General features: G+C 43.2%; 1 protein-coding gene and 1 pseudogene. Both read left to right on the top strand.

All coding sequences use genetic code 11. The annotated features are described in order from the left end of the window. Positions 1 to 249: hypothetical protein (locus R7Q11_RS27340; protein WP_225467129.1), on the top strand; the 249-nt coding region annotated here is incomplete at its 5' end. Further along, positions 242 to 629 (top strand): annotated as a pseudogene (locus R7Q11_RS27345) (site-specific integrase); the annotation flags it as partial. The gene R7Q11_RS27340 and the pseudogene R7Q11_RS27345, both read left to right, overlap by 8 nt.

Raw genomic sequence — 629 nt, forward strand, 5'->3', positions numbered from 1 at the left:
TTTATGAGCTTTGATCCAGTAGCAGCGACCGAAGCTGCAAAAAAGACCCGTGCTTTACGCAAAGGCAAAAACTATAAGAAACGCACCTCTAAACTTGAACCGTTCCGTTCTGAAATCGCCAAAATGTACAAAACTGGCGCATCTCTAGAGCTAATCTCTTTGCACCTGCATACTGTGCATAATCAGTATGCAGCACGCAGCACTATCCTTCGTTACCTCCATACGATCGGAGTAACACGCAATGGCTAGAGGACACTTTGCGAAATCTGAAGCTCAAGCCGCCTCTGTGATGAAGGAATTGCAGGGTAAAGGCAACATCATAGAATCGGTTGGAACAGCTAGAAATTACGAACAAGCACTGAAAACTTGTTGCGATTATTTGAAAGAGTTCAAGCTTGGCTCTCTAAGAGAACTAACCCCAGAACAAGCAAAAAACTACATAGAGTTACGCGCTCACGAATGTAAACAAAGCACAATCGACATGGATCGTCAGGCAATACAAACAATGATGCAGCATGTCACACATAAGTTAGAACCCAATCAAACACTATACCCACCCAAAGAGCTTCCTACATCTAAAAAAGAAACTATTGAAAACGCTCGTTCTTACACGCCAGAACAGGTCAAGG

It is taken from the genome of Vibrio sp. 970, assembly GCF_033339075.1.